Annotated in this window: 1 protein-coding gene; it reads left to right on the top strand. The window is 60.4% G+C overall.

Annotation, left to right across the window (positions count from 1 at the left end):
- On the top strand, positions 1–338 hold a 338-nt coding region (rplO, locus tag JK635_RS28630; RefSeq protein WP_202655040.1), incomplete at its 5' end, for a 50S ribosomal protein L15.
- Positions 339–518: the final 180 nt, after the last annotated feature.

The following is a 518-nucleotide window of genomic DNA, read 5'->3' as shown; positions in this document are numbered from 1 at the left end:
GTCGTGGTCACAAGGGTCAGAAGTCCCGTTCGGGCGGCTTCCACAAGGTCGGCTTCGAAGGCGGTCAGATGCCTCTGCAGCGTCGTCTTCCGAAGCGCGGCTTCAAGTCGCTGGCAACCCCGTACAAAGCCGAAGTGCGCCTTTCCGATCTGGAAAAGCTGCCGGTCGGTGAAGTCGATCTGCTGGCACTGAAGCAGGCTGGCGTGGTTTCCGAAATGGCGCGCGTCGTTCGCGTGATCGCTTCCGGCGAACTGACCAAGAAAGTCAGCCTGAAAGGTCTGATTGCAACCAAGGGCGCCAAAGCCGCAATCGAAGCCGCTGGCGGCTCCGTTGCTTAAATCGGCATCCTGATCGGAGTACCAATTGGCGACTACTCCTCAACTGGCCAAGGGCGCGGCAAGCGGTTTTCCGTGGAATCGTCTGTGGTTCCTGCTTGCGGCTCTGGTGGTATACCGCATTGGCGCGCACATTCCGGTGCCGGGCATCGACCCGACCCAGTTGGCGCAGCTGTTCAAGCA

Source organism: Neobacillus paridis, from assembly GCF_016765675.1.
Taxonomy (GTDB): domain Bacteria; phylum Bacillota; class Bacilli; order Bacillales; family Cytobacillaceae; genus Neobacillus; species Neobacillus paridis.
This window is presented reverse-complemented; position numbering and strand designations above follow the sequence as displayed.